The organism is Pseudomonas sp. PD9R, assembly GCF_019200975.1.
Lineage (GTDB): Bacteria > Pseudomonadota > Gammaproteobacteria > Pseudomonadales > Pseudomonadaceae > Aquipseudomonas.
Genome location: NZ_JAHTMR010000008.1, coordinates 250,975 through 277,649, shown reverse-complemented (window position 1 = coordinate 277,649; position 26,675 = coordinate 250,975). Strand labels below are relative to the sequence as shown.

Below are 26,675 nucleotides of genomic sequence, written 5' to 3'. Positions count from 1 at the left end.
TCACTGCACTCTGTCCAACCTTGCAAATGCGGGCTCTCGCCAAGGACGGGCCCAAGATACCGTTCGAACTATACGAGTGAGTGTGGAGGGTAGGAGCACGATCTACATTGCAGGCAAAAAGCCTAAGGAGCTGCGCGGCTTCCAGGTCCCTCCCTCGATGATCAGTCGAGAACTATCGCTCCTGACGGAGCGATAGTCGAGATACAAGGAGCTGCCGAAGGCTGCGATTTTTTGATTTTGTTTTTCAGATCAAAAGATCGCAGCCTCGTTTCACTCGTCAGCTCCTACAGGGGGTGGGGTTATTTGATGTTGACCGTCGAGTAATCCTGACGGCCGAACGGGCTGACCGAGTAGCCCTCGACATCCTTGCGGGTCAGGGCGAACGCGGTCGGGTGGGCCAGCGGCAGCCACAGGGCCTGTTGCTGAATCTGCGCCTGCGCTTGTTCGTAAAGCTTGGTGCGCACACCTTGCTCGCCGGTGGTTTTGCCGGCGCTGATCAGCTTGTCGAGATCCTGGTTGCAGTAGCGGGCGAAGTTGGTGCCGGACTTGACCGCCGCGCAGGAAAACTGCGGGGTGAGGAAGTTGTCCGGGTCGCCGTTGTCGCCGGCCCAGCCCATGAACAGCAGGTCGTGTTCACCAGCCTTGGCGCGGCGGATCAGCTCGCCCCATTCGATCACGCGAATTTCGGCCTGGATGCCGATTTCCGCGAGGTCGGACTGCAGCATTTGCGCGCCGAGGCTTGGGTTCGGATTCAGCAGGCTGCCCGACGGACGGGTCCAGATGGTAGTCTGGAAGCCGTCCTTGAGCCCGGCCTTGGCCATCAATGCCTTGGCCTTCTGGACGTCATGCGGGTAGCCCGGCAGAGTTTTCGCGTAGCTCCAGGTGTTCGGCGGGTACGGGCCGTTGGCGGGCTCGGCGGTGTCCTCGAACACGGCTTTGATGTAGTTGGCCTTGTCAAAGGCGAGGTTGATCGCCTGTCGCACTTCCGGCTTGTCCAATGGCGGATGCTGGCTGTTGATGCCGACGAACGCAGTCATGAACGCGTCAGTCTTTTCCACTTTCAAGGTCGGCTCTTTCAGTGCCGCTTGTACGTCCAGAGGCTTGGGCGACAGGGCAATCTGGCATTCGTTGCGGCGCAATTTCTGCAGGCGAACGTTGGCGTCCGGGGTGATAGCGAAGATCAGCGGGTCCACAGATGGCTTGCCACGGAAGTAGTCCGGGTTGGCCTTGTAACGGACCGAGGCGTCTTTCTGGAAGCGCGTAAAAACGAACGGACCGGTGCCGATTGGCTGGCTATTGAGCTTCTCCGGGGTGCCGGCCTTCATCAATTTATCGGTGTATTCAGCCGAATAGATCGAGGCGAAACCCATGCTCAGAGTGGCTAGGAAGGTCGAGTCCGGGTGATCGAGGGTAAAGCGCACTGTCAGCGGGTCGAGGGCGTCGATCTTCTTGATCAAAGCTGGCAATTGCATCGATTGCGCGTGCGGGAAGCCGCTCTGGGCCACTTGATGCCATGGGTTGGCGGGATCGAGCATGCGGTCGAAGCTGAATTTGACGTCTTCGGCGGTCAAATCGCGGGTCGGGCTGAAGTAGTCGGTGCGGTGGAATTTCACCTGTGGGTGCAGCTTGAAGACGTAGATCAGGCCGTCAGGGCTGACTTCCCAGCTGTCCGCGAGGCTGGCGACCACTTTGCCGCTGGCGGTGTCGAAGTCCACCAGACGGTTCATCAGTACATCGGCCGAGGCGTTGGTGGTGGTTAGCGAGTTGTATTGCACCACGTCGAACCCTTCGGGGCTGGCCTCGGTGCAGACGCTCAAGGCGGCGGCGAAGGCCTGTGGGCTCAGCAGAAGCGGGGCGAGCAACAGCGGTAGGGCAGCGAGGCGCATGGTCGGATTCCTTTACAGATCGAAGGCCCATCTGCAAGTGCAGTCTGGAAAAGGCTTACCCTAGTGGGCTCTTTTGCAAATGACTATCCCCTTTTTCATTTTAAGGGGACTATAGGCGCCTGATTTTGGTGAGCTCCGGTTGGGAAAACCTTGGATTGGGGCGTCTGGCAGATTCTCTGCGACGAGCGGTCAAAACCGATGACAGCCCTTATCCAAAGCGCCCGGAGCCTGAAAAGTGGGGTTTTTATTAACTCAACGCACACCGAATGTTGTTGCTCTCCAGTCTTTCTGGTATAAAGCAGCGCTCTTTTCTAGGGGCCCGGTTCCTTCACTTGTAGGTGTAGCCGGTAAGACCTCTAAAGAAACGCGGCGCCTGGCGCTAGTGACTGAGAGATTAAGCGGCCAACCCATGCCGGGTTGGGCATGTGGTTTTAGAGGGCTGAGGCATGTCTAGAGTATGTCAAGTTACCGGTAAGGGTCCGGTAACTGGGAATAACATTTCCCACGCAAACAACAAAACCCGTCGTCGTTTCCTGCCGAACCTGCAGCATCACCGCTTCTGGGTTGAAGAAGAGAAACGTTTTGTGCGTCTGCGCGTATCTGCCAAAGGCATGCGTATCATCGACAAGCGTGGCATCACTGTCGTGCTGGCCGAAATCCGCAAAGCTGGCAAGATCTAAGGGAGATAATCATGCGTGAATTGATTCGTTTGATCTCGAGCGCCGGTACTGGTCACTTCTACACTACCGACAAAAACAAGCGTACTACTCCGGACAAAATCGAGATCAAGAAATTTGATCCGGTTGTTCGCAAGCACGTGATCTACAAGGAAGGCAAAATCAAGTAATTGATTTTTCCTGACTTACGAAAAAGGCCCGTATCGCAAGATACGGGCCTTTTTTGTTGCCCTGTGAATAAGGCTGGCCGAAGGGTCAGCCGCAGTACATGTTGCTGATCGCGTTGTCCCAATCGGTAAAGATTCGCAGACGGTTGGGCTCAAATTCCGGCGTGTGACGATTGACCACGACTCTGGCCGCGTTTGCCTCGGTGCGTGCCTGCTCCTTGACTGCCAGTGACAACGGTTGGCCTATCAGGTGCTTGGCATAACGTATATCGCATTGCCTGGGCGTCACGTCGGCATGCGCCGGCATCACGAGGGTTGCGAAGCTGAGGCCTGCCAGCAGGCCAGAGGTGAGGAATGTATTCATGTTTTTCACTTCCGTGTGAAGGTGGAACGTATGCGTTTTTTATCGCGGGATGTCGGGCACACCTGGCGGGTCAACCGAAGTAGATGGAAATGATGATGTCGTTTTCGTTGATGTTCAGGTTGATGCGTTCTGCGCGCGAGTCGTAAGTCGCCACATAGTTTCCCCACGGGCGAGTAGGGCGGCCGGACGTATCTTCGACCTGCTTGCGCAGTTCTTCTGAATAAGGGGAGCCGACGACGGATTTGATCAGTTCGAGTACTTGGTCGTCGGTATAGGTCGTTGCGTTTGGCATGGGTGCTTCCTTGCGGTCAGTTCATTATCGAGGCGCTTCGTCCTTCGAAGCACCCGTCAATGATCTGTCTGCACGGCCTATGCGGTGCGGTAACTATTTATCGCGAGTCTCAAACCTTCTGTTCAAACGCCACATAGATCTTGCGGCATGGCTCCAGCACTTCCCAGGTGCCACGAAAGCCTGCCGGGATTACGAAGCGATCGCCTACGCGCAGCGTCTTGGCGTGGCCGTCGAGGTCACGCAGAACCGAAACGCCCTGCACGATTTCGCAATATTCATGTTCAGTGAAATTCACCGTCCACTGGCCGACGGCGCCTTCCCACACGCCGGCGTTTAACTGACCGCACGGACTGTTGTAGTGGTTGTACACGGCTTGCTCAGGGTCGCCCTTGAGTACTTTGGTCGGGTCCGGGCGATAGCGCTCAGGCTCGGTAGTGGCTTGGCTGAAGTCGACGACGTTCTGGATGCTCATTGTTGTAATTCCCCCGTGATTGCGACGCGAGTGGTGGGTGTCCGGTCTCGCCGGACACTGAAAGAACCAAAGTCTATGTTTATTAAAATGAACATCGCAAGGCCGTTTGCCGGTCTTGTGTCAAATATATTGAAACTTCACCTGCCGCTGGTTTAGGGTGGCGGTTGCCTCGGGCCGAATTGCAGGCTGGCCGGGCAGAATTCCTGACAGCGCCCGCGAAGAACGCGGGTGTCGTATTCAATAAGAGGAGGACACTCGCATGACCACCCTGACCCGTGCCGATTGGGAACAACGTGCCCGCGATCTGAAGATCGAAGGCCGCGCCTACATCAACGGCGAATACACCGACGCCGTCTCCGCCGAGACGTTCGAATGCATCAGCCCGGTTGATGGCCGTCTGCTGGGCAAGATCGCCAGCTGTGACGCCGCCGACGCCCAGCGCGCTGTGGAAAACGCCCGCGCCACCTTTAATTCCGGCGTGTGGTCGCGCCTTGCACCGGCCAAGCGCAAATCCACCATGATCCGTTTCGCCGGCCTGCTGAAAAAACACGCCGAAGAACTGGCCCTGCTTGAAACCCTCGACATGGGCAAGCCGATCAGTGACTCCCTCTACATCGACGTTCCCGGCGCGGCGCAAGCCCTGAGCTGGAGCGGCGAAGCCATCGACAAGATCTACGACGAAGTGGCGGCTACCCCGCACGATCAGCTGGGTCTGGTGACTCGCGAACCGGTCGGCGTGGTCGGCGCCATCGTGCCGTGGAACTTCCCGTTGATGATGGCCTGCTGGAAACTCGGCCCGGCGCTGTCTACCGGTAACTCGGTGATCCTCAAGCCGTCGGAAAAATCTCCACTGACCGCCATCCGCATCGCTGAACTGGCTGTTGAAGCCGGTATTCCGAAAGGCGTGCTGAACGTCCTGCCGGGCTACGGTCACACCGTTGGCAAGGCCCTGGCCCTGCACAACGATGTCGACACCTTGGTGTTCACCGGTTCGACCAAGATCGCCAAGCAACTGCTGATCTACTCCGGCGAGTCGAACATGAAGCGCGTCTGGCTTGAAGCCGGCGGCAAGAGCCCGAACATCGTGTTTGCCGATGCACCGAACCTGCAAGAAGCTGCCGAAGCGGCTGCCGGCGCCATCGCCTTCAACCAGGGTGAAGTCTGCACCGCGGGTTCGCGTCTGCTGGTGGAGCGTTCGATCAAGGATAAATTCCTGCCGCTGGTCATCGAAGCGCTGAAAACCTGGAAACCAGGCAACCCGCTGGACCCGGCGACCAACGTCGGTGCACTGGTTGATACACAGCAAATGAATACCGTGCTGTCCTACATCGAATCGGGTCACACCGATGGCGCCAAACTGGTGGCCGGTGGCAAACGCATCCTCCAGGAAACCGGCGGCACTTACGTTGAGCCGACGATTTTCGACGGTGTGAGCAACGCGATGAAAATCGCTCAGGAAGAAATCTTCGGCCCGGTCCTGTCGGTCATCACTTTCGACAGCGCAGAAGAAGCCGTTGCGATCGCCAACGACACGCCTTACGGCCTGGCCGCTGCGGTCTGGACTGCCGACATCTCCAAGGCTCACCTGACTGCCCGTGCACTGCGTGCCGGTAGCGTGTGGGTCAACCAGTACGACGGCGGCGACATGACTGCACCGTTCGGTGGCTTCAAGCAGTCCGGCAATGGTCGCGACAAGTCGCTGCACGCGTTCGACAAGTACACCGAACTGAAGGCGACCTGGATCAAGTTGTAATTTTGTAGCGGGTCCCGGTCAATCCCGGGGCTCGATACAACAAAGATCCCCTGTGGGAGCGAGCCTGCTCGCGATAGCGGTCTGACAGTCGACGTCAATGTTGAATGTGAAACTGCTATCGCGAGCAGGCTCGCTCCCACAGTGTTTCGTGGCATCTGAAAAATAATATCCACAGGAGCGTGGAACATGCGTTGGGCGACGTATTTCGCCGTGTTGGCGTCTGTCTTGAGTGTCGGCCTGGCCCTGGGTGTCAGCATGCCGCTGGTGTCGTTTCGCCTGGAAAGCTGGGGTTACGGCTCGTTTGCCATTGGCGTGATGGCGGCGATGCCCGCCATTGGCGTGCTGCTGGGGGCGAAAATCTCCAGCCATCTGGCGGCGCGTCTGGGCACGGCCAATCTGATGCGCCTTTGCCTGCGGGCCGGGGCCGTGTCTATCGGATTGCTGGCGTTGTTGCCGAGCTATCCGGTCTGGCTGGTACTGCGCTTGATGATCGGGGTGGTCCTGACGCTGGTGTTTATTCTCGGCGAAAGCTGGATCAATCAACTGGTGGTCGAGAAGTGGCGTGGCCGGCTGGTGGCTCTCTATGGCAGTAGTTACGCCTTGAGCCAACTGGCCGGCCCGATACTACTGGGTGTTCTCGGCACCGAGCACGATTACGGTTTCTGGGTTGGCGTCGGTTTGCTGATAGCGGCGCCGTTCCTGTTGCTGGGCCGCAGCGGCGCCCCCACCAGCGAGGCGTGCAGCGTGACCTTCGGTGACTTGCTGACCTTCTGCCGTGGCCTGCCGGCGATTGGCTGGGCGGTGTCGTTGTTTGCCGCGTTCGAAGCGATGATCCTCACGCTATTGCCGGTGTACTGCCTGCAACAAGGTTTCACCACGGACATCGCTCTGGCGATGGTCAGTACGGTAGTGGTGGGGGATGCGCTCCTGCAATTGCCAATTGGTGCGCTGGCAGATCACTTGTCACGGCGCGCGTTGTTCACCGGTTGTGCTGTGGTCTTGCTGGTGTCGAGCCTGGCGATCCCGTTGCTGATCGACACGCTGCTGATCTGGCCGTTGTGGGTGCTGTTCGGCGCCAGCGCTGGCGGTTTGTTTACCTTGTCGCTGATCCTGATCGGCGAGCGCTACCGCGACGATGCGCTGGTCCGGGCCAATGCGCACATCGCGCAGTTGTGGGGTATTGGCTGTCTGCTCGGACCATTGCTGGCCGGTGCCGGCAGTCAGTGGATCAGCGGGCATGCGCTGCCGTTGCTGATGGCGGTGGGGGCGCTGGGGTTGGTGATTCTGCTGTCGCGGCAAGGGGCGTTTGGCGCGGTTGCCGAGCCTGCATGAATCAAAAGATCGCAGCCTTCGACAGCTCCTACATAAATCACCTGTAGGAGCTGCCGAAGGCTGCGATCTTTTGATCTTCAGAGCATCTTTTCCAGCCCAACCGTATTACTGAGCCACGCATTAAAACGCCGCCACCAACTGCCCGGTTCCCTGGTCAGGGTGTGCATTTTTCCGTCGTCTTCGGTGACCCAGACGACCTGGTCGTTTTCCAGTTCAACCTTGTAGCTCAGGGGCGGCGCCATGCCTTGCAGCGCCAGTTCGCGGACGCGGGCCGCGAGTTCTGGGCTGTCCACCAGCACGCCGACTTCGGTGTTCCACAGCACCGAGCGCGGGTCGAAGTTGAACGAGCCGATGAAGGATTTCTTCTGGTCGAAGATGATCGCCTTGCTGTGCAGGCTGGAATCGGAACCTCCATAGGACTTGCTGGAAAACAGCCGTGGCCCGCTGCCGCTGTCATCGCCGGGCTGGCGCCGCAATTCGAACAATTGCACGCCGTGTTCCAGCAACGCTTTGCGATACGGCGCGTACCCGCCATGCACCGCCGGAACATCCGTGGCTTCCAGTGAGTTGGTCAGAAGTCGCACGGATACGCCGGCATTGGCTCGCCCGGTCAGGTACACCAGCCCTGGCTGCCCTGGTACGAAGTAAGCCGAAATCATCACCAGTTCTTTGCTGACGCCATCGAGCTCAGGGGCCAGTTGCGTGGTCAGCAGCAACTGTGGATCGGGTTCACCCTTGGCCAGCACTTTGCTCGGCGCGTCCCACAACGCCTGGTTCCAGGCCCAGATCAGCTCGTTGCGCCAGATATCCAGGCGCGGCTGGGTGGTGTAAGTCATCAGGTGCTGATAGAGCGCGTGGTTTTGTTTGCGCGTTTCTTCCAGGGATTCTTCCAGTCGGGTCCGGGTGTTTTCCAGATCCCTCGCTGTCGGCTTGCTCGACAGGAATTCGTCGATCGGCTTGCTCAGGGCACTGTTCCAGTATTGGTCGAAACTGTGCCCCAACTGCTCGGCGACCGGGCCGACACCGAGCATGTCGATGTCGGTGAAATTAAGCTTGGGTTCGGCGTCGAAATACTCGTCCCCCAGATTGCGTCCGCCAACAATGGCCATGCTGTTGTCCGCCAGCCACAGCTTGTTGTGCATACGCCGATGTTGCTGCGACAGGTTGAACAAACGACCCAGGGTGCGAGTCACGCCCGTGCTGCGGCCCAGGTTCAGAGGGTTGAATACGCGAATCTGGATCTGCGGATGTGCCGCCAGTGTGGCGATGGTCCAGTCCAGGCCATCGCTGGTGGTGTCGTCGAGCAGAATGCGCACACGCACGCCTCGGTCGGCGGCCATGAGCAGTTCATTCACCAGCATCCGCGTGCTGATGCCGTCATGAACGATGTAGTACTGCAAATCGAGGCTGCTTTGCGCATTGCGAATCAACTCGGCGCGGGCAGTGAAGGCCTCGGTGCTGTCGGAGAGCAAGCGAAAACCGGATTGCCCTTGGTGAGGCGCTGCCTGGGCCTGGACTGAGCGCCCGAATGCCGAGTCACTCGCCGGTAACGCCTGGCTCGGCTCACGCTGCACATCGAAGCTGGCGCAGCCGCCAAGGAACGAGGCGAGTAACACAAGAGCAAGCAGGGGCTGTCTGACTCTCACGTGGGATCGTTCCGATTGGCGGCAGGATTTGGCATATGGACGTTGGTATCCGCTGAAAGGTCAGTCGTTAAGATCGTCGGTTTCCGCCAGCAGTTTGATCGCCGCCGCGCCGACCTTGCGCACGGCTTCTTCGATCTGTGCTGTTGGTTTGGCAGCGTAGTTCATCCGCAGGCAATTACGGTATTTGCCTGAGGCGGAAAAGATGCTGCCGACGGCAATCTGCACGCCCTGGTCGTGCAAGGCGCGATTCAGTTTCAGGGTGTCGAAGCCTTCCGGCAGCTCCACCCACAGCATGAAGCTGCCTTGCGGGCGGCTGGCGCGGGTGCCTGCCGGGAAATAGCGTGTGACCCAGTCGATCATTGCGTCGCGGTTGCGCTGGTATTGCGTGCGCATCCGCCGCAAATGCGGTTCGAAGTGCCCGCCCTTGAGAAATTCGGCGATGGCAATCTGCGGTTGCGGCGCGGTAGAGCCGGTGCTGATGTATTTCATGTGCAGCACCCGTTCCAGATAACGGCCGGGTGCGACCCAGCCAATGCGCAAGCCGGGGGCCAGGGTTTTGGAAAATGAACTGCACAGCAGGACACGACCGTCCTCGTCGAAGGATTTGATCGTGCGGGGTCGCGGATAGGTGTAGGCCAATTCGCCATACACATCGTCCTCGATAATTGCCACGTCAAAACGCTGTGCGAGCGTCAGCAACGCGCGTTTGCGTGACTCCGGCATGATGTAGCCCAGCGGATTGTTGCAGTTGGGGGTCAACTGTATGGCCTTGATCGGCCACTGTTCCAATGCCAGTTCCAGTGCGTCGAGGCTGATGCCGGTGAGCGGGTCGGTGGGGATTTCCAGGGCTTTCATGCCCAGGCCTTTCAACGTCTGCATGGCACCGTGAAAGCTTGGCGAGTCCACGGCCACGATATCGCCGGGTTCGCAAATCGCACGGATGCTGGTAGACAGGGCTTCATGGCAACCCGTCGTAACCACGAGTTCACCGGGGCTCAGTTGACAGCCGGAGTCGAGCATCAGGCGGGCGATCTGTTCGCGCAGTCCGAGGTTGCCGTGGATGTTGTCGTAATACAGGCCCGGCATGTCTTGCCGCCGGCTGATCCGCGCGAGGTCGCGCAGCAGGGGTTTCATGGTCGGGGAGGTGACGTCGGGCATGCCTCGGCCCAGTTGCACCACATCCTTGCGCGGCACTGCGCGGATCAGTTCCAGCACCTGATCCCATTGCGAGATATCCACAGGACGTTGCGCCGGGCGGCCAATCGCCGGCAGCTCCGGCAGCTCGCGACTGACCGGTACGAAATACCCGGACTTGGGTTTTGGCGTGGCCAATCCACTGTCTTCCAGCACGCGGTACGCCTGCTGCACCGTGCTCAGGCTGACCCCGTGTTCAACGCTCAGTGCCCGCACCGACGGCAGCCGGTCACCGGGGCGATAGAAGCCCTGTTCGATACGCGTGCCGAGCAATTCGGCGAGATTGACGTAAAGGGTCATGGCGCAGTCTCGATGTGGATGATTCGGGTAACCAGTACAGATGGCGCAGAAATTCAGGATTCAGAGTCTGAAGGGCTTTATCTGTATGGAAATAATACAGCTGCGTTGAATCTGTAACGCTTTTCACCGTCCACGCATCATGAAAGCTCTGGCTACCCAAGTAAACAGGAGCATTTAAAATGAACGGCTTGAGCGATGTGCGGCTGACGTTACACAGTCAGGAACTGGCGGCAGGGCAAGACAACGGCGCGCGAAAGGCAGCCATGCGCAACGCCCCGTCCTGCCTGAATAGCTGGGATCTGTTCTGGCATCGTCTGCACACGCGCAAGGCGTTGCTGGCGCTGACGCCCGAGCAACTCAAGGATATCGGGTTGACGCGTGAACAGGCGCGGGAGGAGGGGCTCAAGCCTTTCTGGCATGTATGACCCGTTCCCCCTGTAGGAGCTGGCGCAGGCTGCGATCTTTTGATGTTGATTTTAAAAAGCAAGATCAAAAGATCGCAGCCTGCGCCAGCTCCTACAGGGTTATGTTTAAGCCAATTCTTTCAACTGATGCCACAACATCCCCAGCGCAAGCAGCGGCGAGCGCAAATGCTTGCCGCCCGGAAAGGTCATGTGGGGCACCTTGGCAAACAGATCGAACCCGCCGCTCTGCTGGCCGCTGATGGCCTCGGCCAGCAACTTGCCCGCAAGATGCGTGGCATTCACGCCGTGACCGGAATAAGCCTGTGCGTAATACACGTTCGGTTGGTCCTTGAGCCGGCCAATCTGCGGCAAGCGGTTGGCACCGATGCCGATCATCCCGCCCCATTGATAATCGATCTTCACCCCGGCCAATTGCGGGAAGACCTCCAGCATTTTCGGCCGCATGTAGGCGGCAATATCTTTCGGGTCTCGGCCCGAATAATGGCAAGCACCGCCGAACAGCAAACGCCGGTCCGCCGAGAGTCGGTAGTAATCCAGCGCAACCCGTTGATCACAGACCGCCATGTTTTGCGGCAGCAAGGCGTGCGCCTGCTCCTCGCTCAACGGTTCGGTAGCGATGATGTAGCTGCCGGCTGGAAGCACTTTGCCGCCCAGTTGCGGATTGAGCCCATTGAGGTAGGCGTTGCAGCCCAGCACCAACGTCTTGGCGCGAACCGAACCCTCGGCAGTATGCACTTTGACCTCGGGACCGTAATCGATGCGCATGACCGCCGACTGCTCGAACAGCTTCACGCCCAATTGCTGCGCGGCAGCGGCTTCGCCCAGCGCCAGGTTCAGCGGGTGCAGGTGCCCTGAACCCATGTCGATCAGCCCGCCGACATAGCGATCCGATCCCACCACGGAATGCATTTCATGGGGTTGCAGCAGGCGGGTTTCGTAGCGGTAACCGAGGCTGCGCAGTTCTTCGGCGTCCTCGGCGAAACCTTCGAGGTCGCGGGGCTTGTTGGCCAGGTCGCAGTAGCCCCAGGTCAAGTCGCAGGGAATCTGAAAACGCTCGACGCGCTGTCGGACGATTTCCACCGCTTCCAGGCCCATGAGTTTCATCTGACGCACACCATCGACACCGATGATGTTGGCGAACTGATCAAGGCCATGGCCAACCCCGCGAATCAGCTGCCCGCCGTTACGCCCGCTGGCGCCCCAGCCGATTTTGTGCGCTTCGAGCAGCACCACGCTGAGGCCACGCTCGGCCAGTTCGAGCGCCGTGTTCAACCCCGAGAACCCGCCACCGACCACGCACACATCGGCTAGCAATTCGCCTTTAAGCACCGGATGAACCGGCTGCGGCAGGCTGCTGGCTGCGTAATAGGAGGCGGTGTGTCGGTGGTTCGGGACACGATCAGTCATGTGCGTGATCCTGATTCTTGTGTTTAGAAAATTTGACGGAGCATAAGCCGGACTTTCGCAACCGGGCAACACTGGTCGGTTGCTGCTGTCTGGATCGGTGCTTTTGCGTCAGAATCCCGCTCTATTCCGAGATCGGTCACCGCTTCGATGAGCTGTAACAGTCAGAAAATACGCACGCTGCGCCAGCAGATTCCCTCGTTCGAGTGCGTGCCCGGATGCCATGACTGCTGTGGCCCGGTGACGACCTCGCCGGAAGAAATGTCCCGCCTGCCGCGCAAGACCCGCGCCGAGCAGGATGCGGCAATGGACGAACTCAATTGCGTCCATCTCGGGCCGAACGGTTGCACCGTGTATGACGAGCGGCCGTTGATCTGCCGGTTATTCGGCACTACTAAAACCTTGCCATGCCCCAATGGGCGAGGGCCGGTGGAGCTGATCCATCCGCGGGTTGAAAAGCAGATTCATGAATACATGGCCAGTACCCGGCAGGTATTGGTGTAGCTAAAAGATCGCAGCCTGCGGCAGCTCCTACATGGGAATGCGTACACCTGTAGGAGCTGCCGCAGGCTGCGATCTTTTGATCTTCAATCCGGAATCGGCAAACTCAAGCTCTCTTTCACCTCTTCCATCACGATGTAGCTCTTGGATTCGCGCACATGCGGCAGCTTGAGCAAAATATCGCCCAGCAACTTGCGGTACGAGGCCATCTCGGAAATCCGCGCCTTCACCAGATAGTCGAAATCCCCTGACACCAAATGGCACTCCAGCACGTGGGGCAGCTTCAGGACCGCGCGTCGGAACTCTTCGAAAGTATCGCCGGATTTGTAGTCGAGACTGATCTCGACGAACACCAGAAGACTACCCTTGAGGTGCTGCGGATTGAGCCGCGCGTTGTAGCCCATGATGATCCCTTCGCGCTCCAGGCGCCGGACCCGTTCGGTGCAGGGCGTGGTCGAGAGCCCGACCTTTTCCCCCAGCTCGGTGAAGGAAATGCGCCCGTCCGCTTGCAGGATCCGCAGGATGCTGCGGTCGATCTTGTCCAGCTCACGTTTGGTCTGAGTGTTGGTACGCATAGGGGATGCGCCTCCGTGAAAAGGGTTTTTGCCGAGAATTGTCGCCAAATATAGGCGCTTATATAGTGAAAATCACTGGCTAATCTTTTTTACACTGCGCACATCTAAAGCTCTGAACAACAAACGTCAGCGGTTCGCCGCGATGAGGGATATGAAAATGCGCGTTATGGTCTTGGGTAGCGGCGTCATCGGTACCACCAGTGCTTATTATCTGGCGCGTGCCGGGTTTGAAGTGGTGGTTGTTGACCGGCAGCCAGCTGCTGCCATGGAGACCAGTTTCGCCAACGCCGGCCAGGTTTCGCCGGGTTATGCCTCGCCGTGGGCTGCGCCGGGCGTGCCGCTCAAAGCCATCAAGTGGCTGCTGGAGCGCCACGCACCTTTGGCAATCAAAGCCACTGGCGACATCGACCAATACCTGTGGATGGCGCAGATGCTGCGCAACTGCACCGCCAGCCGTTACGCGGTGAACAAGGAGCGCATGGTCCGTCTGTCCGAATACAGCCGTGACTGCCTCGACGAACTGCGCGCCGAAACCGGTATTGCCTACGAAGGCCGCAGCCTTGGTACTACGCAACTGTTCCGCACCCAGGCTCAGCTTGATGGCGCCGCGAAAGACATCGCCGTGCTGAAAGAGTCCGGTGTGCCGTTCGAACTGCTCGACCGCGAAGGCATTGCCCGCGTTGAGCCGGCGCTGGCTAACGTTACCGACATCCTTGCCGGTGCCCTGCGCCTGCCGAACGACCAGACTGGCGACTGCCAGATGTTCACCACCAAGCTCGCAGAGATGGCCGCGAACCTCGGTGTGCAGTTCCGTTTCGGCCAGGACATCCAGCGCCTCGACTTCGCCGGCGATCGCATCAACGGTGTGTGGATCGACGGCAAACTGGAAACTGCTGACCGCTACGTTTTGGCGCTCGGCAGCTACTCGCCGCAATTGCTCAAGCCGCTGGGGATCAAGGCTCCGGTGTATCCGCTGAAGGGTTACTCCCTTACCGTGCCGATCACCAACCCGGCGATGGCCCCGACCTCGACCATTCTCGACGAGACCTACAAGGTCGCGATCACCCGTTTCGATAACCGCATCCGTGTCGGTGGCATGGCGGAGATCGCCGGTTTTGACCTGTCGCTGAACCCGCGTCGGCGTGAAACCCTGGAGATGATCGTCAACGACCTTTATCCTCAGGGCGGCGATCTGGCTCAGGCAAGTTTCTGGACCGGCCTGCGTCCGACCACTCCGGACGGTACGCCGATCGTGGGTGCCACACCGTTCAAAAACCTGTTCCTCAACACTGGTCACGGCACACTTGGCTGGACCATGGCTTGTGGTTCAGGTCGCCTGCTGGCGGACCTGATCGCGAAGAAAACGCCGCAGATCAGCGCTGAAGGCCTCGATATTTCCCGTTATGGCAACAAACGTCAGGAGACCGCAAAACATGTCAATCCAGCGCCAGCTCACCAATGAGCGCATGAGCCAGATCGTCGTTCACAGCAATACCGTGTATCTGGCAGGGCAAGTCGGCGATGACATGAGTGCCGGAATTGAACAGCAGACCCGTGAGACCCTCGCCAATATCGAGCGTTTGCTCGATCTGGCCGGGACCGACAAGAATCGTCTGCTGTCGGTAACGATTTACCTGAAAGACATCAACGCGCACTTCGAAGGCATGAACGCGGTCTGGGACAAGTGGCTGCCAAAAGGCGTCGCACCGGCCCGCGCCACCGTTGAAGCGAAGCTGTGCGAACCGCAAATCCTGGTTGAGCTGTCGGTTGTAGCCGCTCTGCCTTAAGCGCTTCAGAAAGATCCCTCTCCCGGTGCTATTGGCGGTTCACGCCGTCAGCCAGCGCCGGTTTTTCTTCCAAACGACCGACCAGAAGTCTGCCGCCATGCGTCCTGCCCGTGCCCTGATCGACCTTCAAGCCCTGCGTCACAACTACCAAATCGCCCGTGAAGTCACGGGGGCCAAGGCCCTCGCGGTCATCAAGGCCGATGCCTACGGCCATGGCGCAGTACGTTGCGCCCAGGCGCTGGAAGCCGAGGCAGACGGGTTTGCCGTGGCTTGCATCGAGGAAGCTCTAGAGCTGCGCGCCGCGGGCATTCGTGCGCCGGTGTTGTTGCTGGAAGGTTTCTTTGAAGCCGATGAGTTGTCGCTGATCGTCGAGCATGATTTCTGGTGCGTGGTGCATTCGCTGTGGCAGCTCGAAGCGATCGAGAAGGCTGCATTGAACAAGCCGATCACGGTCTGGCTCAAGCTTGATTCGGGCATGCATCGAGTGGGCCTGCATCCGAAGGATTACCAGACTGCTTATCAACGGCTGCTGGCCAGCGGCAAAGTCGTGAAGATTGTGCTGATGAGCCACTTCGCCCGCGCCGATGAGTTGAACAGCCAGGCCAGTGCCGAACAGGTCGCGGTGTTCGAAGCGGCGCGTCAGGGGTTGTCGGCTGAAGTCAGCCTGCGCAACTCGCCAGCCGTGCTGGGCTGGCCGCAGGTTCCGAGCGACTGGGTGCGTCCGGGCATCATGCTTTATGGCGCTACCCCCTTCGAAGAAGCCAATGCCGTTGCCTCACGCCTGCAGCCGGTGATGACCCTCGAATCGAAAGTGATCAGCGTGCGTGAACTGCCGGCGGGTGAGCCGATCGGCTACGGCGCCAAATTCATCACCCAGAAGCCGATGCGTGTTGGCGTGGTGGCCTTGGGTTACGCCGACGGCTACCCGCGTCTGGCACCTACCGGTACGCCGGTGCTGGTCGCCGGCCAACGCAGTCAGTTGATCGGTCGGGTGTCGATGGACATGCTTTGCATTGATTTAACCGACGTGCCGCAGGCAGGCTTGGGCTCGACCGTTGAGTTGTGGGGCAAAAATATCCTCGCCAGTGATGTAGCCATCGCTGCCGGCACGATTCCTTACCAGATTTTCTGCAACCTGCGCCGGGTGCCAATGCTCTATTCCGGGGCTTGATGCAAACAGCTCCGGACCGGAAGTCGACTCCCCGAACAGGATTCAGGTCAAAGTGTTGTAAATACTGAACGCTGTCGCCATGATAACGCTCAATATTCCAACAACCTGAATCCCTGGAGGCTCCAGCATTGGACGTCGGTGAACGACTGCAATCAATCCGCAAGCTCAAAGGTCTTTCGCAGCGTGAACTCGCCAAACGCGCGGGCGTCACCAACAGCACGATTTCGATGATCGAGAAGAACAGCGTCAGCCCCTCGATCAGTTCGCTGCGTAAAGTGTTGGGCGGGATTCCCATGTCCATGGTCGAGTTCTTTTCCGAAGAGATCCTGCAGGAAAAACCGACTCAGATCGTCTACAAAGCTAACGAGCTGATCGATATTTCCGATGGTGCAGTGACCATGAAGCTGGTCGGCCGGGCGCACCCGAGCCGTGCTATCGCATTCCTCAATGAAATCTACCCGCCAGGCGCCGACACGGGTGACGAGATGCTCACCCATGAGGGCGAGGAAACCGGCATTTTGGTCGAAGGCAAACTGGAACTGGTGGTCGGGCTGGAAACTTTTGTGCTCGAAGCTGGTGATAGCTACTACTTTGAAAGTACCAAGCCGCATCGTTTCCGTAATCCGTTCGATGCGCCGGCGCGACTAATCAGCGCAGCTACACCCGCGAACTTTTAACAAAAGAGGCGCCCTGCCAGCATGGCCGAGGCACCCGAGCTGTTTTACCGTTGCGCAACAAGACCCCTTCGTCTTTGGGGTTGTTTCAGTGTCGCGGGCTTACCGCTATACTTGCGCCCGCCTGCGAACCGTGGCCGTAGGCGTGACTAGCCACCATTGAGGGTGAACGCGTGAACCTAATTATGAAAATGCTGGCCGTACCAGCAACTGCATTGGCCCTCTGGGCTGCCAGCGCTCAAGCTGCGACCAATGACGATATCGCTAAACGCCTTGAGCCGGTCGGCCAGGTCTGTGTTCAGGGTAAAGAGTGCAAGGGTATGGAAGTCGCTACTGCTGCTGGCGGTGGTGGCGGTGCCAAGACACCTGACGAAGTGATTGCAAAACATTGCAACGCTTGCCACGGTACTGGTCTGTTGGGCTCGCCGAAAATCGGTGATGCGGCGGACTGGGGCAAACGCGCCAAAGAACAAGGCGGCCTCGACGGCCTGCTGGCCAAAGCCATCACCGGTATCAACTCCATGCCGCCAAAAGGCACTTGCGCTGATTGCTCCGATTCTGAGCTCAAAGGCGCAATCGAGAAGATGTCCGGCCTGAAATAAGCCTTCATCCTCCGCGAAAAAGCCGCTTGCGAGCGGCTTTTTTGTGCCCGCGATTTCCCTGTAGGCGCTGCCGAAGACTGCGATTTTTTGATCTTGTTTTTTAACAATCAACATCAAAAAATCGCAGCCTGCGGCAGCTCCTACATTGGTTTTGGTGTTGGCCGATTGGCTTTTGCAGCAAAGACCCGGCAAGCTCGGTCCAACCCCAGTTCATGGAATGTAAGGGAGGATCGGATGGTGCAGCTGTGTTCTATCGAGCAAGCGGTCGATGACGTGTTGGCGCGTTTGCCGGCGCATATCCACATGGGCCTGCCCTTGGGCCTGGGCAAACCCAATCATTTCGTCAACGCGCTGTATCAACGCGTCGCGCAATTGCCGCAGCGGCAACTGACGATCTACACCGCGCTGTGTCTTGGCCGACCCGCACTGGGCGACGGTTTGCAAAAGCGCTTTCTCGAACCCTTTTCCGAACGAGTCTTTGGCGATTATCCAGAGCTGGATTTTCTTGCCGAACTGCGTCGCGACAACCTGCCAGGCAATATCCATATCCAGCAGTTCTTCATGCAACCCGGCAGCCTGCTCAACAGTGCATCGGCCCAGCAGGATTACGTCAGCAGCAACTACAGTCATGCCGCCCGGGACATCAATGCCGCCGGTTTGAATCTGGTGGCGCAACTGGTGGCCAGCCACAGCGAGCACCCCGACCGCCTGAGTCTCAGCTGCAACCCGGACATCACCCTTGACCTGTTGCCGATGATCGCCAAGCGTCGCGCCGCCGGGGAGACGATCCTGATGGTCGGCCAGGTGCACAGCGATCTGCCTTACATGCCCGGTGATGCCGAAGTCGGTATCGACAGCTTCGACCTGCTGATCGACCAGAAGGACAGCACCACGCTGTTCTCCACGCCGAATATGCCAGTCGGGTTTCAGGATCATTTCATCGGGTTGCACGCCAGCACGCTGGTGCGCGATGGCGGCACGTTACAGATCGGCATCGGCGCCATGGGCGATGCGCTGACCGCCGCATTGCTGGCGCGTCAGGCCGATAACGGCGGTTACAAGGCGTTGCTGGCAGATGTGAATCTCAGCCAGTGGGCGCAACTGATCGAGCGCGAAGGCGGCCTGGAACCCTTCGCCAAAGGCTTGTACGGTTGCAGCGAAATGTTCGTCAACGGCTTGCTGGTGCTGGCCGACGCGGGGATCGTGCGGCGCAAGGTCTACCCGGATGTGCTGACTCAACAACAGGCGAATGCCGGCACCCTCGATGAAGCCGCGCAGACTGACGGGATCTCGGTGCATGGCGGTTTCTTCCTTGGGCCACGCAGCTTCTACGAACGCTTGCGTGAGTTGCCGCACGGCAAGCGACTTGAATTCAACATGACCCGCATCAGCTACATTAACGAGCTGTACGGTCAGGAAGAGCTCAAACGCTTGCAGCGCCTCGATGCGCGGTTCATCAACACCGCGTTCACCATGACCCTGCTCGGTGCCGGCGTGGCCGATCAATTGGAAGACGGGCGTGTGCTCAGCGGTGTCGGCGGGCAATACAACTTCGTGGCGCAAGGGCATGCGCTGGAAGGCGCTCGTTCGGTGCTGCTACTTCGCAGCTGGCGCGAGTCGGGGGGTGACGTCAGTTCGAACATTGTCTGGGAATACGGCCACTGCACGATCCCGCGGCACCTGCGTGACATTGTGATCACCGAATATGGCATCGCCGATCTGCGCGGCAAAACCGATGCGGCGGTGATTGAAGCGTTGCTGAATATCAGCGATTCACGCTTCCAGTCAGGGCTGATCGAGCAGGCGCAGAAGGTGGGCAAGTTGCCGAAGGATTTTTGTCTTGATCCACGTTTTGCCGACAACAACCCACAGCGGTTGCAGGCGATTCAGGTACGGCATTCGAACCTGTTTCCGGAGTATCCGCTGGGATGTGATTTCACCGAAGTGGAGCGTGATCTGTTGCGGGCGCTGAACTGGCTCAAGAGCAAATTCAAGCTGACGGAGATTCTGGAGTTGGGCAAGGCTGCGCTGGATGCGCCGGAGCCTTCGGCATTTCCCGAGCATTTGAAGCGGATGCAGCTAACGAATCCGGACGGGTTGAAGGAGGACTTGTTTCAGCGATTGCTGCTCACCGGCCTGAAAATTACTGCACTGTAGTGAGGACGCCTTCGCGGGCAAGCCTCGCTCCTACAGGGTTTATGTCGACCACATAATTTGGCACGACATATAACTTGTAGGAGCGAGGCTTGCCCGCGAGGAACGATGACGCGGTCCGTCAGAAAAAACGCATCGCCCTTACTCGATGAAGGTTACAACACCACCGGCCAGCGACTGCACGCGCGCCAGCGATTCAACACGATAGCCCTGCGCATCCAGTTCAGCACGGCCACCCTGGAACGACTTCTCGATCACGATCCCCAAACCCGCCACGGTCGCGCCGGCCTGTTTGATGATCGAAATCAGCGCCTGGGACGCCTTACCGTTGGCCAAAAAGTCATCGATGATCAGCACGCGGTCGCTGCTGGTCAGGTGGCGCGGGGAAATCGCCACGGTGCTTTCGGTCTGCTTGGTGAACGAGTACACGGTCGCCGACAGCAGGTTTTCGGTCAGGGTCAGGGACTGGTGCTTGCGGGCGAAAATCACCGGCACGCCCAGGTTCAGACCGGTCATGATCGCCGGGGCAATACCCGAGGCTTCGATGGTGACGATCTTGGTGATGCCCGAGTCCTTGAACAGCGTGGCGAATTCGTCGCCGATCAGCTTCATCAGGGCCGGGTCGATCTGGTGGTTCAGAAAGGCGTCGACTTTCAGGACCTGATCGGAAAGCACGATGCCTTCTTCGCGAATTTTCTTGTGCAGGGCTTCCATGAAGCTGTCCTCGTTTGGCGTCTTTTGCGCCGAAGGTCTAATTAAAAGTGGTCAATTCTAGCGCTTTAACATCGCGCGTATATCCGCCAATGCGCTATTGCCGCGAACGGCTTTGACCTCGGTCGGGGTGTCGTCATTGCCTTCCCAGGCCAGATCGTCCGGTGGCAGTTCATCGAGGAAGCGGCTTGGGGCGCAGTCGATGATCTCGCCGTATTGCTTACGCTTGGCGGCGAAGGTGAACGCCAGGGTCTGGCGCGCACGGGTAATCCCAACGTAGGCCAGGCGGCGTTCTTCTTCGATGGTGTCGGCTTCGATGCTGGAACGGTGCGGGAGGATTTCCTCTTCCATGCCCATGATGAACACGTAGGGAAATTCCAGGCCCTTGGAAGCGTGCAAGGTCATCATTTGCACGCCTTCGGCGCCGTCTTCCTCTTCCTGCTGACGCTCCAGCATGTCGCGCAGCACCAGCTTGCCGATGGCGTCCTCGACGGTCATCTCGCCTTCTTCGTCTTTTTCGAGGGTGTTTTTCAACGCCTCGATCAGGAACCAGACGTTGCCCATGCGGTAGTCGGCGGCTTTATCGCTGGAGCTGTTGGTACGCAGCCAGTTCTCGTAGTCGATGTCCATGACCATGCTGCGCAGGGCCGAGATCGGGTCTTCGCCGGCGCACTGTTCGCGGACCCTGTCCATGAAGCGCTTGAAGCGCGACAGGCGATCGGTGAACCGCGAATCCAGGTGTTCGCCCAGGCCGATTTCGTCGGTGGCGGCGTACATCGAGATTTTTCGCTCGGTGGCGTAGTTGCCCAGCTTCTCCAGCGTCGTCGACCCGATTTCCCGGCGCGGCACGTTGATCACCCGAAGGAAGGCGTTGTCATCATCCGGGTTCACGATCAGGCGGAAGTAGGCCATCAGGTCTTTCACTTCCTGACGTCCGAAGAAGCTGTTACCGCCGGACAGGCGATATGGCACCTGATGGTGTTGCAACTTCAGCTCGATCAGCTTGGCCTGGTAGTTACCGCGATAGAGGATCGCGAAATCGCTGTACGGACGGTCGGTGCGCAGGTGCAGGCTGAGGATTTCCACGGCAACGCGCTCGGCTTCGGCGTCTTCGTTGCGGCAGCGGATCACGCGGATTTCGTCGCCGTGGCCCATTTCACTCCACAGCTGTTTTTCGAACTCGTGCGGGTTGTTCGAGATCAGCACGTTGGCGCAGCGCAGGATGCGGCTGGTGGAGCGATAGTTCTGCTCCAGCATCACCACTTTCAAGGACGGGTAGTCGTCCTTGAGCAGCATCAGGTTTTCCGGGCGGGCGCCGCGCCAGGCGTAAATCGATTGGTCATCGTCGCCCACCACGGTGAACTGGTTGCGTTTGCCGATGAGCATTTTCACCAGCAGGTACTGGCTGGCGTTGGTGTCCTGGTATTCGTCCACCAGCAGGTAGCGCACCTTGTTCTGCCACTTCTCCAGGATGTCGGCGTGTTCTTCGAACAGCTTCACTGGCAGCAGGATCAAGTCGTCGAAGTCCACCGCGTTGAACGCTTTGAGCGTGCGCTGGTAGTGGGTGTAGACGATGGCGGCGGTCTGCTCCTTGGGGTTGCGCGCGTTTTCCAGGGCCTGGGGCGGCAGGATCAGGTCGTTCTTCCAGGCACCGATCATGTTCTTGATCTCGTCGACGCCATCGTCGCCCGAGTATTCCTTCTGCATGATGTCGGTCATCAGGGCCTTGACGTCGGTCTCGTCGAAGATCGAGAAGCCCGGTTTGTAGCCCAGTCGCACGTGTTCCTTGCGGATGATGTTCAAGCCAAGGTTGTGGAAGGTGCACACCGTCAAACCGCGGCCTTCACCGGCGCGCAGCAGGGTGCCGACCCGCTCCTTCATCTCGCGCGCGGCCTTGTTGGTAAAGGTCATGGCGACGATGTACTGGGCGCGGATGCCACAGTTTTGTATCAAGTGGGCAATCTTGCGCGTGATCACGCTGGTCTTGCCGGAGCCAGCACCGGCGAGCACCAATAGAGGGCCGCCGACGTAGTTCACGGCTTCTTGCTGCCGGGGATTGAGTCGGGACATACGTAAATTCAGGAGTCAGTCACGAAATGGGCCGGCATTTTAACAGGCTCAGCGATTTGTGCTGGTCTCTCCGACTTGTGACGTACAACGCGATCTCTATTTGCCGGTTTTGTTACTTTCACGCAGGATGCGCGAAGAAATTGCGTCTAATGTTCGTAATTCCGGATACAAAAGCCTCGTTTGATAACTGATGTCATTGGTCATTAGTTATCGGCACGGCATAATGCCCGTCGCCTACATCTTTGCAGAGTCTAGGGAGCTAGCTTGTCTACGCCTGTCGAACCCTTGCGTTTGCTGCTACTGGCCGAAGAGCCAGCGTGGGCAGCGTTGTTGCGCGAGTGTCTGGCTCCGATGGGGAGCTCGGCCGTGCTCATCAGCGCGCCGAGTTGGGAGTCGGTCAGCAGTCTGTTCGATGACAACCGCAGTGCGGTGTTGTTGACGATCCCGGCACTTCAGCCGGCGCCTGGCCGTTGCAGTCTGCCGACGGTGTTGTTGCTTGAGCATGAACCACTGGTCCCGCCTGATGGCGTGAGCGACTGGCTGGTACGCGACCATCTCGACCCGGGCATGCTGCGCCGGTGCCTGCGGCATGTGCGTGAGCGCGGCGTACTGGAAACCACGCTGCAGCGCCTGGCCGAGCAAGACCCGTTGACCGGCATTGCCAATCGCCAGGGCTTTCAGACGTTGCTGACCGCGCGTTTGGCCGAAAACGAAGGGCGTGGCCTGGCGCTGGGTCACCTCGACCTCGATAACTTCCGTTACGCCAACGATGCCCTTGGCCACCAGGCCGGCGACCGTTTGATCCTGCAAGTGGTTGCGCGTCTCAAAAGTCAGCTTGAAGCGGGCGACCAGCTGGCACGGCTGGGCAGCGACGAATTCGCCTTGCTGATCGACACCCGCCGCGCCCCTCAGCGCGCCGAATGGATGGCCGAACGCATCACCGAAGCGCTGGCCGAGCCTTATTGGGTCGATGGCGAAAGCCTGTTGATCGGCTCCAGCCTGGGCATCGCCCACGCCCGCGCCCAGGCCGGTGCCGACCCGCTGATGTGGCACGCGCACATCGCCATGCAGCAAGCCAAGAGCACTCAAGGCTGCACCTTTCACATTTTCAACGAGCGCATCAACCGCAATGCCCGCAGCATCGCTGACCTCGAAAGCGAGTTGCGCCGGGCGTTGCGTCGCGATGAGCTGGAACTGCATTACCAGCCACGCCTGAACCTTGAGGACGGGCAAATCGTCGGCCTCGAAGCCTTGGTGCGCTGGCGCCATGCTGAGCGCGGTTTGCTGCCACCGAGCGAATTCGTGCCGCTGGCCGAGCAAAGTGGCTTGATCGTGCCGCTAGGTTACTGGGTCATATCCCGGGCCCTGCGAGACATGCAGGCGTTGCTCGAACTGGGCCTGCCGCCATTGCACATGGCGATCAACCTGTCGTTTCGGCAGTTCCAGGACAGCCAATTGCTGTCGACCCTGAGCCGGCTGATTGCCGAGCGCGGCGTCGAGGCGCAATGGCTGGAATTTGAACTGACCGAAACCGCGGTCATGCGCCGCAGCGATCTGGTCAAGCAGACCATGGATGCGCTCGGGCGTCTGGGTGTGCGCTTCTCCCTCGACGACTTCGGCACCGGCTTCTCATCCTTCGTGCACCTCAACAGCCTGCCGATCACCTTGCTGAAGATCGACAAGAGCTTCGTCGGCGGTATGGAGCAACGCGAAGAGAACCGCAAACTGGTCCACGCGATGATCAACCTGGCGCACAACCTCAACCTCGAAGTCGTCGCCGAGGGCGTTGAAACGCCGGAGCAGCTGGATCTTTTGCGTGGGTTTGACTGTGATCAGGTGCAGGGATATTTGATCAGCAAGCCATTGCCGTTGGCGGATTTGGTGGAATATCTGACGTTTGGCTCGGCCCAACAAAGTTTCGTCGAGGCCATTTAAAAGATCGCAGCCTGCAGCAGCTCCTACATGGAAATATGCAACCCTGTAGGAGCTGCTGCAGGCTGCGATCTTTTGATCTCAATCCGGCTGTATCACCCGAAAACCGCCTTGCGTTGAAGGCTCCCGCCGAATCATCCGCTTCATTTTCCATTCAAACGCCAGCGTCAGGCTCACCGCCGCGCACGCCAATCCCAGCGCCAAGCCCCACCAGACGCCCGTCGGCCCCCAGTGCAAGTGGAACGCCATCCACCACGCCGCCGGCGCGCCAATCAGCCAATAGCAACCCAGACCGACCAGGAACGTGGTCTTGGCATCCTTGAGCCCGCGAATGCAGCCCATGGCGATGGTTTGCGTGCCATCGAACAGTTCGAACCATGCCGCCACCGCGAGCAGGCTCACGGCCAGGTTGATCACGTCGCGAAACGCCGGGTCGTTGTGATCCAGAAACAGGCCGATCAACTGATTCGGCAGCAACCAGAACACCATCGCAAAGCACAGCATCGCCGCCGCACCAAAAGCGATGCCGACCCGCCCGGCCAGCCGCGCATCCAGCAGTTGCCCGGCGCCGTAGTGCTGGCCGATGCGCATGGTGATCGCATAGGAAATCCCCGCCGGCACCATGAATGCCACCGAGACGATTTGCAGGGCGATCTGGTGTGCGCCCAGTTGCGTACTGCCCATGGTGCCCATGCACAGCGCCGCGAAGGCAAACAGGCCGACTTCCACTGCGTAGGTGCCGCCAATCGGCAGGCCCAGGCGCCACAGTTCCTTCAGGTACTGACGGTTGAGCCGCGACAAACCCTGACGCAGTGGATAAGCGTCATAAGCCGGGTGCCGGCGAATGTGCCACGCCAGCGCCAGCGCCATCAGGTTGGCAACAATCGCCGTGACCAGGCCGATGCCCACCAATCCCAGCTTCGGCAGGCCGAACATGCCGGTGATCAACGCATAGTTGAGCAGGAAGTTGGCCACCGTTCCGCCGAGGCTGATGACCATCACCGGTGTTGCGCGGCCGATGGCGCTGGTGAAACCACGCAGGGCCATGAAGCTGAGGTAGCCGGGCAGGGCGAACGGCAGGAACACCAGGAATTGCCCGGCGGCGTGGACGTTACTTTCGGTCTGGCCGAACAGCAGCAACACCGGTTTGAGGTTCCACAGCAACAAACCCGCCACCAACGCCATCAACCACGCCAGCCACAGCCCGGCCTGGGTCAGCCGGGTCGCGCCGGTGATGTCGCCGGCACCCTGACGGATCGCCACCAGGGTGCCGACTGCCGCGATCACGCCGATGCAGAAAATCGACACGAACGAATACGTCGCCGCACCAAGTCCGCCGCCAGCCAGTGCCTCAGGGCTCAAGCGCGCCATCATCAGCGTGTCGGTGAGGACCATCAACATGTGCGCCAACTGCGAGGCAATCAACGGCCCCGCCAGCCGCAGGATGGCCCAGAGTTCAATACGCGCTGGATGCTGCATGGTCATCACGCTCGATGGTCAGAGTGAACAGGAAAGCGACGATTCTCGGCGCTCTGCGGGGATTGCACAAAGGGATAAAAAGGATGGATGGCATGATTCAAACTCATGCTGGAGCGTTTCTGCTAGGGTGGCCGAATCCCGCTATAGGAGCTTTCCCAATGTCACGTCGTCTTCCTCCCTTGTATGCCCTGCGCGCATTCGAAGCGGCGGCGCGACATAGTTCGTTCACGCGGGCAGCTGAAGAGCTGTCGATCACGCAAAGTGCGGTCAGTCGGCATATTCGTACGCTCGAAGAGCATTTTGCCTGCCGCTTGTTTCATCGCAGTGGCCGCAATCTGCAACTCACCGAATCGGCGCGGTTGTTGTTACCGGGTATTCGCGAAGGCTTTACCGCGCTGGAGCGGGCCTGCAATACCTTGCGCGCCGAAGACGACATCCTGCGCATGAAAGCCCCGTCGACCCTGACCATGCGCTGGTTGCTGGCGCGTCTCAGCCGTTTCCGCCATTTGCAGCCGGGCAACGAGGTGCAATTGACCAGTGCCTGGATGGACATCGACTCCGTGGACTTCAATGACGAGCCCTTCGACTGCGCGGTGCTGTTGAGCAACGGCCATTTCCCACCGGACTGGGAAGCGAGTTTCCTGTTCCCCGAGGAATTGATCCCGGTGGGCGCACCCAACTTGCTGAACGATCAGCCTTGGGATTTGGCGCGATTGATCAACACCGAACTGCTGCACCCGACACCGGACCGGCGCGACTGGCGCAATTGGCTGGAGCGCATGGGCCTGACCGAGCAGGTGTCGCTCAAGGGCGGGCAGGTGTTCGATACGCTGGAGCTGGGCATGATTGCGGCGGCCCGAGGTTATGGCGTGTCCATGGGCGATCTGCTGATGGTGGCGGAGGATGTGGCGCAGGGCCGTCTGAGTTTGCCGTGGCCAACCGCCGTCGCCAGCGGCGAAAAATATTACCTGGTCTGGCCGAAAACCCGCCCCGGCGGCGAGCGTATGCGTCGGCTCAGCGACTTCCTGCAAAGTGAAGTCCGCGCGATGGAATTGCCGGATGTCGAGCACCTGAGCTGAAACGATGGAGCCGCTGCAATGGCGGCCT

At 59.3% G+C, this 26,675-nt stretch carries 25 protein-coding genes; 14 read left to right on the top strand and 11 right to left on the bottom strand.

The features are described 5' to 3' along the window. Window positions 1–299 precede the first annotated feature (299 nt). Window positions 300–1,886 (bottom strand): ABC transporter substrate-binding protein, encoded by a 1,587-nt coding sequence (locus tag KUF73_RS17870; RefSeq protein WP_218439371.1) that lies wholly within the window; start codon window positions 1,884–1,886, stop codon window positions 300–302. Window positions 1,887–2,332: 446 nt separating this feature from the next. Between KUF73_RS17870 and rpmB the strand changes: the two genes are divergently transcribed. Continuing rightward, window positions 2,333–2,566, top strand: coding sequence for a 50S ribosomal protein L28 (rpmB, locus tag KUF73_RS17865; RefSeq protein WP_007894701.1), 234 nt, complete (start codon window positions 2,333–2,335; stop codon window positions 2,564–2,566). Window positions 2,567–2,577: 11 nt separating this feature from the next. After that, window positions 2,578–2,733: a 50S ribosomal protein L33 gene (gene rpmG, locus KUF73_RS17860; protein WP_007894709.1), complete on the top strand. Its 156-nt coding sequence runs from the start codon at window positions 2,578–2,580 to the stop codon at window positions 2,731–2,733. An 85-nt stretch (window positions 2,734–2,818) separates the two neighbouring features. On the opposite strand, the gene KUF73_RS17855 is transcribed toward rpmG, so the two are convergent. From KUF73_RS17855 to KUF73_RS17845, 3 genes are all read right to left on the bottom strand, one after another. Next, window positions 2,819–3,094, bottom strand: coding sequence for an I78 family peptidase inhibitor (locus tag KUF73_RS17855; protein ID WP_218439370.1), 276 nt, complete (start codon window positions 3,092–3,094; stop codon window positions 2,819–2,821). A gap of 70 nt (window positions 3,095–3,164) precedes the next feature. Beyond that, entirely contained in the window at window positions 3,165–3,386 is a 222-nt protein-coding gene (locus KUF73_RS17850) for a hypothetical protein (RefSeq protein ID WP_218439369.1), read from the bottom strand. Between the two features lie 109 nt (window positions 3,387–3,495). Continuing rightward, window positions 3,496–3,858: a cupin domain-containing protein gene (locus KUF73_RS17845; protein WP_218439368.1), complete on the bottom strand. Its 363-nt coding sequence runs from the start codon at window positions 3,856–3,858 to the stop codon at window positions 3,496–3,498. A gap of 259 nt (window positions 3,859–4,117) precedes the next feature. Between KUF73_RS17845 and KUF73_RS17840 the strand changes: the two genes are divergently transcribed. Both KUF73_RS17840 and KUF73_RS17835 read left to right on the top strand, forming a co-directional pair. Next, window positions 4,118–5,611 carry an aldehyde dehydrogenase gene (locus KUF73_RS17840; protein WP_218439367.1) on the top strand — a complete coding sequence of 498 codons (1,494 nt, stop codon included), beginning with the start codon at window positions 4,118–4,120 and terminating at the stop codon, window positions 5,609–5,611. A 186-nt stretch (window positions 5,612–5,797) separates the two neighbouring features. Beyond that, complete coding sequence (locus KUF73_RS17835; RefSeq protein ID WP_218439366.1) at window positions 5,798–6,943, top strand: MFS transporter; 1,146 nt, start codon at window positions 5,798–5,800, stop codon at window positions 6,941–6,943. Between the two features lie 77 nt (window positions 6,944–7,020). On the opposite strand, the gene KUF73_RS17830 is transcribed toward KUF73_RS17835, so the two are convergent. Next, on the bottom strand, window positions 7,021–8,589 hold the full coding sequence (locus KUF73_RS17830) for a phospholipase D family protein (protein WP_218439365.1): 1,569 nt from the start codon (window positions 8,587–8,589) through the stop codon (window positions 7,021–7,023). A gap of 60 nt (window positions 8,590–8,649) precedes the next feature. Then, entirely contained in the window at window positions 8,650–10,083 is a 1,434-nt protein-coding gene (locus KUF73_RS17825; RefSeq protein WP_218439364.1) for a PLP-dependent aminotransferase family protein, read from the bottom strand. A 179-nt stretch (window positions 10,084–10,262) separates the two neighbouring features. Between KUF73_RS17825 and KUF73_RS17820 the strand changes: the two genes are divergently transcribed. Then, window positions 10,263–10,508, top strand: a complete 246-nt coding sequence (locus KUF73_RS17820; protein ID WP_218439363.1) for a DUF1127 domain-containing protein — start codon at window positions 10,263–10,265, stop codon at window positions 10,506–10,508. Between the two features lie 105 nt (window positions 10,509–10,613). Here KUF73_RS17820 and KUF73_RS17815 read toward each other — a convergent pair whose 3' ends face one another. Then, entirely contained in the window at window positions 10,614–11,915 is a 1,302-nt protein-coding gene (locus KUF73_RS17815; protein WP_218439362.1) for an FAD-binding oxidoreductase, read from the bottom strand. Between the two features lie 147 nt (window positions 11,916–12,062). On the opposite strand from KUF73_RS17815, the gene KUF73_RS17810 reads away from it, so the two are divergent. Next, window positions 12,063–12,416 (top strand): YkgJ family cysteine cluster protein, encoded by a 354-nt coding sequence (locus KUF73_RS17810; protein ID WP_007947437.1) that lies wholly within the window; start codon window positions 12,063–12,065, stop codon window positions 12,414–12,416. Window positions 12,417–12,499: 83 nt separating this feature from the next. Here the strand turns inward: KUF73_RS17810 and KUF73_RS17805 are convergent, their stop codons facing one another. Next, window positions 12,500–12,988 carry an Lrp/AsnC ligand binding domain-containing protein gene (locus KUF73_RS17805; RefSeq protein WP_095194410.1) on the bottom strand — a complete coding sequence of 163 codons (489 nt, stop codon included), beginning with the start codon at window positions 12,986–12,988 and terminating at the stop codon, window positions 12,500–12,502. A 157-nt stretch (window positions 12,989–13,145) separates the two neighbouring features. Between KUF73_RS17805 and dadA the strand changes: the two genes are divergently transcribed. The 6 genes from dadA to KUF73_RS17775 all read left to right on the top strand — a co-directional run bounded on the left by dadA (window position 13,146) and on the right by KUF73_RS17775 (window position 19,379). Beyond that, a complete protein-coding gene (gene dadA, locus KUF73_RS17800) occupies window positions 13,146–14,450 on the top strand; it encodes a D-amino acid dehydrogenase (RefSeq protein WP_218439361.1) in 1,305 nt (434 codons plus the stop codon). Continuing rightward, window positions 14,422–14,775, top strand: a complete 354-nt coding sequence (locus tag KUF73_RS17795; protein WP_218439360.1) for a RidA family protein — start codon at window positions 14,422–14,424, stop codon at window positions 14,773–14,775. Before dadA ends, KUF73_RS17795 begins: the two co-directional genes overlap by 29 nt. A 97-nt stretch (window positions 14,776–14,872) precedes the next feature. Then, the gene (gene alr / locus KUF73_RS17790; protein ID WP_218439359.1) at window positions 14,873–15,946 is read left to right on the top strand and encodes an alanine racemase; all 1,074 of its coding nucleotides are present in this window, start codon (window positions 14,873–14,875) and stop codon (window positions 15,944–15,946) included. A 128-nt stretch (window positions 15,947–16,074) separates the two neighbouring features. Next, window positions 16,075–16,623: a cupin domain-containing protein gene (locus KUF73_RS17785; RefSeq protein ID WP_150716226.1), complete on the top strand. Its 549-nt coding sequence runs from the start codon at window positions 16,075–16,077 to the stop codon at window positions 16,621–16,623. Between the two features lie 182 nt (window positions 16,624–16,805). Next, window positions 16,806–17,222, top strand: a complete 417-nt coding sequence (locus tag KUF73_RS17780) for a cytochrome c5 family protein (protein ID WP_218439383.1) — start codon at window positions 16,806–16,808, stop codon at window positions 17,220–17,222. A gap of 234 nt (window positions 17,223–17,456) precedes the next feature. Continuing rightward, on the top strand, window positions 17,457–19,379 hold the full coding sequence (locus tag KUF73_RS17775; RefSeq protein WP_218439358.1) for an acetyl-CoA hydrolase/transferase C-terminal domain-containing protein: 1,923 nt from the start codon (window positions 17,457–17,459) through the stop codon (window positions 19,377–19,379). A 138-nt stretch (window positions 19,380–19,517) separates the two neighbouring features. Here KUF73_RS17775 and KUF73_RS17770 read toward each other — a convergent pair whose 3' ends face one another. Together KUF73_RS17770 and rep are read right to left on the bottom strand one after the other, a co-directional pair. Continuing rightward, entirely contained in the window at window positions 19,518–20,090 is a 573-nt protein-coding gene (locus KUF73_RS17770) for a xanthine phosphoribosyltransferase (RefSeq protein ID WP_020799401.1), read from the bottom strand. A gap of 57 nt (window positions 20,091–20,147) precedes the next feature. Then, complete coding sequence (gene rep / locus KUF73_RS17765) at window positions 20,148–22,157, bottom strand: DNA helicase Rep (RefSeq protein ID WP_218439357.1); 2,010 nt, start codon at window positions 22,155–22,157, stop codon at window positions 20,148–20,150. Window positions 22,158–22,421: 264 nt separating this feature from the next. Between rep and KUF73_RS17760 the strand changes: the two genes are divergently transcribed. After that, window positions 22,422–24,092: a bifunctional diguanylate cyclase/phosphodiesterase gene (locus KUF73_RS17760; protein WP_218439356.1), complete on the top strand. Its 1,671-nt coding sequence runs from the start codon at window positions 22,422–22,424 to the stop codon at window positions 24,090–24,092. 78 nt (window positions 24,093–24,170) lie between these two features. On the opposite strand, the gene KUF73_RS17755 is transcribed toward KUF73_RS17760, so the two are convergent. Further along, window positions 24,171–25,568 (bottom strand): NorM family multidrug efflux MATE transporter, encoded by a 1,398-nt coding sequence (locus KUF73_RS17755; protein ID WP_218439382.1) that lies wholly within the window; start codon window positions 25,566–25,568, stop codon window positions 24,171–24,173. A 158-nt stretch (window positions 25,569–25,726) separates the two neighbouring features. On the opposite strand from KUF73_RS17755, the gene KUF73_RS17750 reads away from it, so the two are divergent. Next, the gene (locus KUF73_RS17750; protein WP_218439355.1) at window positions 25,727–26,647 is read left to right on the top strand and encodes a LysR substrate-binding domain-containing protein; all 921 of its coding nucleotides are present in this window, start codon (window positions 25,727–25,729) and stop codon (window positions 26,645–26,647) included. Window positions 26,648–26,675: the final 28 nt, after the last annotated feature.

Coding starts and splice junctions, on each gene's coding strand:
- KUF73_RS17870 (WP_218439371.1), bottom strand. CDS start 1,886: ATGCGCCTCGCTGCCCTACCGCTGTTGCTCGCCCCGCTTCTGCTGAGC.
- rpmB (WP_007894701.1), top strand. CDS start 2,333: ATGTCTAGAGTATGTCAAGTTACCGGTAAGGGTCCGGTAACTGGGAAT.
- rpmG (WP_007894709.1), top strand. CDS start 2,578: ATGCGTGAATTGATTCGTTTGATCTCGAGCGCCGGTACTGGTCACTTC.
- KUF73_RS17855 (WP_218439370.1), bottom strand. CDS start 3,094: ATGAATACATTCCTCACCTCTGGCCTGCTGGCAGGCCTCAGCTTCGCA.
- KUF73_RS17850 (WP_218439369.1), bottom strand. CDS start 3,386: ATGCCAAACGCAACGACCTATACCGACGACCAAGTACTCGAACTGATC.
- KUF73_RS17845 (WP_218439368.1), bottom strand. CDS start 3,858: ATGAGCATCCAGAACGTCGTCGACTTCAGCCAAGCCACTACCGAGCCT.
- KUF73_RS17840 (WP_218439367.1), top strand. CDS start 4,118: ATGACCACCCTGACCCGTGCCGATTGGGAACAACGTGCCCGCGATCTG.
- KUF73_RS17835 (WP_218439366.1), top strand. CDS start 5,798: ATGCGTTGGGCGACGTATTTCGCCGTGTTGGCGTCTGTCTTGAGTGTC.
- KUF73_RS17825 (WP_218439364.1), bottom strand. CDS start 10,083: ATGACCCTTTACGTCAATCTCGCCGAATTGCTCGGCACGCGTATCGAA.
- KUF73_RS17820 (WP_218439363.1), top strand. CDS start 10,263: ATGAACGGCTTGAGCGATGTGCGGCTGACGTTACACAGTCAGGAACTG.
- KUF73_RS17815 (WP_218439362.1), bottom strand. CDS start 11,915: ATGACTGATCGTGTCCCGAACCACCGACACACCGCCTCCTATTACGCA.
- KUF73_RS17810 (WP_007947437.1), top strand. CDS start 12,063: ATGAGCTGTAACAGTCAGAAAATACGCACGCTGCGCCAGCAGATTCCC.
- KUF73_RS17805 (WP_095194410.1), bottom strand. CDS start 12,988: ATGCGTACCAACACTCAGACCAAACGTGAGCTGGACAAGATCGACCGC.
- dadA (WP_218439361.1), top strand. CDS start 13,146: ATGCGCGTTATGGTCTTGGGTAGCGGCGTCATCGGTACCACCAGTGCT.
- KUF73_RS17795 (WP_218439360.1), top strand. CDS start 14,422: ATGTCAATCCAGCGCCAGCTCACCAATGAGCGCATGAGCCAGATCGTC.
- alr (WP_218439359.1), top strand. CDS start 14,873: ATGCGTCCTGCCCGTGCCCTGATCGACCTTCAAGCCCTGCGTCACAAC.
- KUF73_RS17780 (WP_218439383.1), top strand. CDS start 16,806: ATGAAAATGCTGGCCGTACCAGCAACTGCATTGGCCCTCTGGGCTGCC.
- KUF73_RS17775 (WP_218439358.1), top strand. CDS start 17,457: ATGGTGCAGCTGTGTTCTATCGAGCAAGCGGTCGATGACGTGTTGGCG.
- KUF73_RS17770 (WP_020799401.1), bottom strand. CDS start 20,090: ATGGAAGCCCTGCACAAGAAAATTCGCGAAGAAGGCATCGTGCTTTCC.
- rep (WP_218439357.1), bottom strand. CDS start 22,157: ATGTCCCGACTCAATCCCCGGCAGCAAGAAGCCGTGAACTACGTCGGC.
- KUF73_RS17755 (WP_218439382.1), bottom strand. CDS start 25,568: ATGCAGCATCCAGCGCGTATTGAACTCTGGGCCATCCTGCGGCTGGCG.
- KUF73_RS17750 (WP_218439355.1), top strand. CDS start 25,727: ATGTCACGTCGTCTTCCTCCCTTGTATGCCCTGCGCGCATTCGAAGCG.